Annotated in this window: 9 protein-coding genes; 8 read left to right on the forward strand and 1 reads right to left on the reverse strand. The window is 50.7% G+C overall.

The window, feature by feature from the left end; all coding sequences use genetic code 11:
- Nucleotides 1-166, reverse strand: a 166-nt coding sequence (locus tag CPT76_RS41960; protein WP_146116282.1) for an SIS domain-containing protein, incomplete at its 3' end; no start/stop codon positions are given.
- A gap of 213 nt (nt 167-379) precedes the next feature.
- Here CPT76_RS41960 and CPT76_RS09110 point away from each other — a divergent pair.
- From CPT76_RS09110 to CPT76_RS09140, 8 genes are all read left to right on the forward strand, one after another.
- Complete coding sequence (locus CPT76_RS09110) at nt 380-1,054, forward strand: DeoR/GlpR family DNA-binding transcription regulator (RefSeq protein ID WP_105442688.1); 675 nt, start codon at nt 380-382, stop codon at nt 1,052-1,054.
- A 95-nt stretch (nt 1,055-1,149) separates the two neighbouring features.
- Nucleotides 1,150-2,487: an extracellular solute-binding protein gene (locus CPT76_RS09115; protein WP_105442689.1), complete on the forward strand. Its 1,338-nt coding sequence runs from the start codon at nt 1,150-1,152 to the stop codon at nt 2,485-2,487.
- A 55-nt stretch (nt 2,488-2,542) separates the two neighbouring features.
- A complete protein-coding gene (locus CPT76_RS09120; RefSeq protein WP_181152749.1) occupies nt 2,543-2,782 on the forward strand; it encodes a hypothetical protein in 240 nt (79 codons plus the stop codon).
- Nucleotides 2,783-2,856: 74 nt separating this feature from the next.
- Entirely contained in the window at nt 2,857-3,033 is a 177-nt protein-coding gene (locus tag CPT76_RS37155; RefSeq protein WP_181152750.1) for a thioredoxin domain-containing protein, read from the forward strand.
- 1 nt (nt 3,034) lies between these two features.
- A complete protein-coding gene (locus CPT76_RS09125) occupies nt 3,035-3,946 on the forward strand; it encodes a DUF4838 domain-containing protein (protein WP_258168609.1) in 912 nt (303 codons plus the stop codon).
- Nucleotides 3,871-4,233, forward strand: a complete 363-nt coding sequence (locus tag CPT76_RS09130; RefSeq protein ID WP_258168232.1) for an ABC transporter permease family protein — start codon at nt 3,871-3,873, stop codon at nt 4,231-4,233. The genes CPT76_RS09125 and CPT76_RS09130 overlap by 76 nt, the downstream gene beginning before the upstream one ends.
- A 22-nt stretch (nt 4,234-4,255) precedes the next feature.
- The gene (locus tag CPT76_RS09135; RefSeq protein WP_105442693.1) at nt 4,256-5,293 is read left to right on the forward strand and encodes a BadF/BadG/BcrA/BcrD ATPase family protein; all 1,038 of its coding nucleotides are present in this window, start codon (nt 4,256-4,258) and stop codon (nt 5,291-5,293) included.
- A gap of 38 nt (nt 5,294-5,331) precedes the next feature.
- Nucleotides 5,332-5,944, forward strand: a 613-nt coding sequence (locus CPT76_RS09140) for a sugar isomerase domain-containing protein (RefSeq protein WP_308737624.1), incomplete at its 3' end; no start/stop codon positions are given.

Genomic DNA, 5,944 nt, shown 5'->3' on the forward strand with positions numbered 1-5,944 from the left:
GCGCGAAGAGACTTGAATGGCTGCATCCTGTAATATAGATGGAGCCTCCCTGCTCCACGGTGTCAGCCAATACATGCGAGGTCTGCTGCATTGCCTCATGCTGTTCTTGCAAGACTTGAACCAAGTTATCCGTTACGGCCTGAAAATAACGCATAATTTGCAGCATAGCATATCCTCCCCGTTACGATTCAGCGTAAAAATACGACCCAATCTCAGTAAACTTTCGTTTTACTTTCCTTGTGTTTAGATTTTATCTTCGATTATTTTCATTGTCAAACGGTTTCCTTTCGATTTGTTTCCTGTTATAGTAGTTATAGCCGTACAATGAAACAGTAAACAAGTCCCATTATATACATAAAACAGAGGTGGAGAAGAAAAGATGCATGCCATGCAACGTCGAAGCGAAATTTTGAAGATGATTAAAGAGAACGGATTTAAAAGGGTTTCAGAGCTGAGGGATATATTCCAAGTTTCCGAGGTGACCATCCGTTCCGATCTGCGAACGCTGGAGGAGGAAGGGAAGATCGAGCGCAATTACGGGGGAGCGATGGTAAAGGATGAGCAGGAATCACCTACTTTTTCGGAGACCTCCTGGCTTCTGAGCGAAACAAAGTCGGCCATCGCCAAAGCTGCCGTCGATTTGATCCAGCCTGGGGACAGCCTTTTTCTGGACGGAAGCTCAACGACAGTGCTGCTAGCCAATCTGGCACGGCATATCGAGAATGTGACGATCATCAGCAATTCCATCCCCATTTTCGAACAGCTCAAAGAAATAACGACGGCCACGCTTATAGGGATCCCCGGCACGTTAAATCCGAGAACCCAAACGTTCGTTGGACCGTATGCAGAGAAAATGATCAACGATCTTCGGGCTACCAAAACCTTCATCAGTCCCAAAGGTGTCCTGCTGGAGGGATTGCGCGACATCACGATGGTAACTTTTTGTCTTGCATTCGTAAAACGAAAGAATAAAAAGAAGTTCGTTTTCGTTAATCCCTCTTTTAATAAATATAATTTTATTTTTATTGACATTTCGATAAACACAAATCTATAATCGAAACAAATTCGAAAACAATTTAACTTTTTAATTTCGTTTTGCTTTCGATTGTGAAAATTGTTTTCGGAAAACTGTCTTTAAGGGGGAATAAAATGAAGAAGAAAGCGTTGTGGATCTGTTCCTTTTTAATTATTGTTGTTCTGACTTTGGCGGGATGTTCAGGTAATGACACCCCCGATGCAGAAGCGGGGGACTCGGCGCAGAAAGATCAAGCGCAGGAACAAACCAGCAATATTACTAGCTGGGATAGTCCGGACTTGGCCTGGAAAAAGAGCACGGATCCCGTAGCCTTCGACACGTACATCGATTTCGACTGGTACCCCGTTGATACATGGGGAAAGGATGATGTATCCAAAGAGATCACGAAGAGGACCGGCGTCTCCCTGAATGTAACGAAAAGTAGTGACCTCAACCAGCTGCAGGTATTGATCGCCGCCAATGAATTGCCCGATCTCGTCTTCACTTCCAATCTGGTAGAACGCTTCTACGATCCGGACATCGCTTATCCACTCGATGAATTGATCAAGAAATATGCCCCTGAAATGATGAATCTACTTGACCCCGTAGAAATTGCTAACAACACCCAGCCCGACGGACATTTTTACGCCTTAAAAACGCATTATAACAATGATGAAGCCTGGAATGACCCGAGAAACCTTCCTTCTCCCGGTGACGCGGGGTTCTACATCCGACAGGATATCATGCAGGAGATAGGCAATCCGCCGCTGGAATCGCTGGAGGATTTGCTGAATGTCTATAAGCTGGTCAAGGAAAAACACCCTGATATGATCATCTACCTCCCACATCCGACATGGACGAACCCGATCATGGAAATGATGGGCTTAACCGATCAGAATCCCTATGCGGATGAGGCAGGTAAAGTTCATTTAGGCTTCAGCAACCCCGGATTCAAGGATTATTTCAAATACATGAACTCGCTTTACCGTAGCGGATACTTAAGCGCGGAAAGCTTCGCCTACAAGCCGGAGCAGTTCTCGCAAATCATGAAGAGCGGCAATGTATTTTCCGCTTCCTACAACACCGGTCTAGCCGACGAAATGAATAAAGTGTATGACGACAATGGCATTCAAGCGCATCTGGTGCCTGTTTTAAAAGCGCTCACTTTTAAAGGGGAGGCAAAGCTGAAGCCCGTAGACGCTTCCGTCGGCTGGGCCAGCCTGTTTGTTCCAAAAACGAATAAAAATCCTGAGCGCGCAATCCAATACATCGAGTTTCTCAAAAGCCCCGAAGGCGATGCCTTGACGCAGTGGGGAATCGAAGGCAAGCATTACACCTTGAACGAGGATAAACTGCTGGTACGTCCGGAAGGCTTCAACCAATTGAAGGTGACGGATACGGGGATCGGGCCTTGGTATTTCGAGGCAAGCGGGCTCGGTGAAGGCGTTGCCGTTTCCTCGAGGGGCGCTTAGCAATCCGAAATACAGCTCTTCCGTCGATTTGCTGAAGTTCAGAAAGGCGCTATACGTGCGTAATCCGGCACTGGCCTTCGTCAAGCCGAAGGCAGATACGGATGAGTTCAATATCAACGTGAAGCTGTCGGAGCTGTACACCAACGCCAAAGTCGAAATCATCACGGCCGCCAGCGAGGATGAAGCCGTGAAGCGATATGACAAGCTGATGTCCGACGCGAACAAAATCGGTCTGGAGCGACTGGAAACCTATATGAATGAAGCTTATCAGGAAGCCTTAAAGAAATACGAGTAGAACGAAGGCGGCAAGCTCGGGAGGGAACTCTTCCCTCCCGCATATATCAGAATCTAGGAAATGAGGGAAGGTCCATGAATAACGAATGGGTGCTCATCGAGAACAGCTCGACGGATTGGACGATTGTTATTGGAGAGCAAGCATCGCCTTCAGAGGTGTATGCAGGGGCGGAACTGCAGGCATATTTGCGTGAAATTACCGGCGTGACGGTGCCGATCAAAAAAAGACGACGGTCCGGTCACACCCCATGAAATCGTCGTTGGCTTCAATATGCATATGGCTGATCTGGCGTCATCGATCGATTTTGAGAAGCTGGGCAGCGACGGGTTCGTCATCCGCACGGCCGGCAGCCGGCTTGTCATTGCAGGCGGCGCGCTGCGTGGAACGCTGTACGGAGTTTACACTTTCCTGGAGGATTACTTGGGCTGCAGATGGTTCAGCTCCAAGGTAAGCCGCATCCCGAAGCGAAGCCGCATATCGCTGGGCGATATCGATATCGAGCAGGTTCCCGTGCTGGAATATCGCGAGCCGTTTTTCTTCTGTGCCTTTGACGGCGATTGGGCGGCAAGAAACAAATCGAACGGCAATTTCCCTGAACTGGAAACCCGGCACGGGGGCAAGACGGAATACACTTCCTTGTTTGTACATACCTTTGATCACTTCATTCCGGTAAAAGAGCATTTCGATGCGCATCCCGAATACTTTTCGGAGGTCGGCGGCGAGCGGATTTCCGAAAAGACGCAGCTTTGTTTGACGAATCCCGAGGTACTGGAACTGATGATCAAACGGGTCAAGGAGTACCTTGGCCAGCACCCTGAAACCCGCATTCTGTCCGTATCGCAAAACGACTGGTACAATCCCTGCCAATGCGCCAATTGCCGGGCGGTAGACGAATACGAAGAAAGCTACAGCGGCAGCCTTATCCGGTTCGTGAATCAGGTGGCCGAAGCCATTGAGTCTGAGTATCCGGAGGCAGCCATTGATACATTGGCTTACCAATATACCCGCAAACCGCCGAAGTACGTTCGTCCGCGCCATAACGTGATCGTCAGGCGAAGGAATCCGCGAGGATCGACGGGGCGAGCGACTTGCGCACCTTTATCAGGATCATGCTGCCGCTTTCCGCGCCTGTGCTGGCGACCATTGCCCTGTTCAACGGAGTAGGTCATTGGAATGCCTGGTTCGATTCCGCGTATTTCGTGAATGACAAAAGCTTGAAGACGGTGTCATTCCTGCTGATGGAGCTGATCAACAAAGCGAACCTTACAGCAGTGACAGGTGCCAATACAGTAGACGCGCAGCGCAGCGCCACCTATGCGGCCCAGACCTTTACCGCGGAATCCATTCGCATGGCCACGATGATTATTGTTGTCATTCCGATTATATGCGTATATCCTTTCCTGCAAAAATATTTCGTCAAGGGCATCATGGTCGGTTCTGTGAAGGGCTGATGCCGGAAAGAGGGGGAGCGCCGTGGGATACTGCCTGAGCGTGGACGGCGGCGGAACGAAAATTATCGCTGTTTTGTTCAATCACGATTGGAATTGCCTGGCCGTAGGCCGAAGCGGACCGATCAATCCGAATTTTACGAAGCTCGAATCGGTCGCGGCCAATATGGAGGCATGCATCCGGGATTGCTTGAAGGAACATCCGCGTATCGAGCTGGACGTAGTTTATGCGGCGATGCCCGGTCCCATCGATTTGCTCGCCGAAATCATCGGGAAATATGCCCGTGTCGGGGAGATGCATACTTTCAGTGAAGGATATATGTGCCTCCTTGCCGGAATTCAGCGCCGGCGAGGTATTGTAGCCTTGGCCGGTACGGGCTCCGGAATATTTGGCGTCAGGGAGGAAATCCAAACCCATCTTGGCGGATGGGGAAGTCATCTTGGTGATGAAGGCAGCGGATACGATATCGGGAGGCAGGGAATGATGGCCGCCATTCAAAGCTTTGAAGGCCGCGGTCCTGTGACGATGCTTCAGGAACTGATCATGCAGCGGTGGCAGCTGAAGCTTATGGGCGACATTATTTCCGTCATTTACGGCACGTCCGATACCCGTGAAGTCATTTCTTCTTGTTCGCTGCTTGTTTCCAAAGCAGCGATGTCAGGGGACGCAGTGGCGCAGGGCATTTTTGCGGCAGCGGGAGAAAGCCTGGCCGTGCAGGTATGCGCACTGATGAACCGGGACGCATTCGATGAACAGACATGGGTCATGGCGGCTGGAAGTGTCTGGAAGGGACATCCGCTCATGTTCACAAGGTTCAGGGAAGTCATTCGGGAGAAGCATCCGAAAACCGGGGCGGCAATGCCGTTGTTTGAGCCCGTCATGGGCGGCGTCGTCCATGAGGCGATGCGCATGGTAGAGGGCGAACCTTTGGATGGTCCGATGATGCAGCGGTTGAAATCGTCATTCGAAGCGTTACTTTATCAGCCTAAAAGATATATAAAAAGCCGTAAGATTCAATCTTACTGCTCACTTATGATATGGAGGGGTAAGAAGTATGAGTAGGTCAATATTTTCAGAAGCTGAACAGCCTGATTGCCCAAATCGAACAAACCCAGGGGGAAGCCATGGGAGAAGCGGCACAGGAGATCGCAAGCGCGATGGCGGCCGGCAAATGTGTGCACTTGTTCGACACCGGGCATATGCTGGATAGCGAGCTCGTCAACCGTGCGGGCGGACTCACCGCTTTTCGGGCTTTGCGTTTTCAATTCGACGTGAACAACGAGGTGCGAGAGCGCGAAGAGGAGAAAGAGAAGGACCGCAGCCTCGAAGGGCTGATGGAATACGTGCTGCGGGCAAGCCGGCTTCTTCCAGGCGATGTGCTCATTGTCGGCAGCGTATCCGGAAAAACGNTCTTTCCGGTCGATATCGCGCTGCGGGCAAAGCGGATGGGAGCTTATGTCATCGCCTTAACGAGCGTCACTTACTCCTCTCAGCTGAAGAGCGAGCATTCCAGCGGGAAAAGATTATTCGAGGTTGCCGATCTTGTGATCGATAACTGCGCCCCTCCGCTGGATGCGATGCTGGAAGTAGCAGAATTAAACGCGTCCATCTGCCCGGCATCCGGCATCGCGGCCGCTTCCATCATCGTGGGCCATCGAGGCCGAGGTGGTCGAGCTGCTGCTTCGGCGAAACTTGAAACCGTCGGTGCTGAAA

Origin of the sequence: Paenibacillus sp. AR247 (assembly GCF_002968895.1) — a bacterium.
Lineage (GTDB): Bacteria > Bacillota > Bacilli > Paenibacillales > Paenibacillaceae > Paenibacillus_AQ > Paenibacillus_AQ favisporus.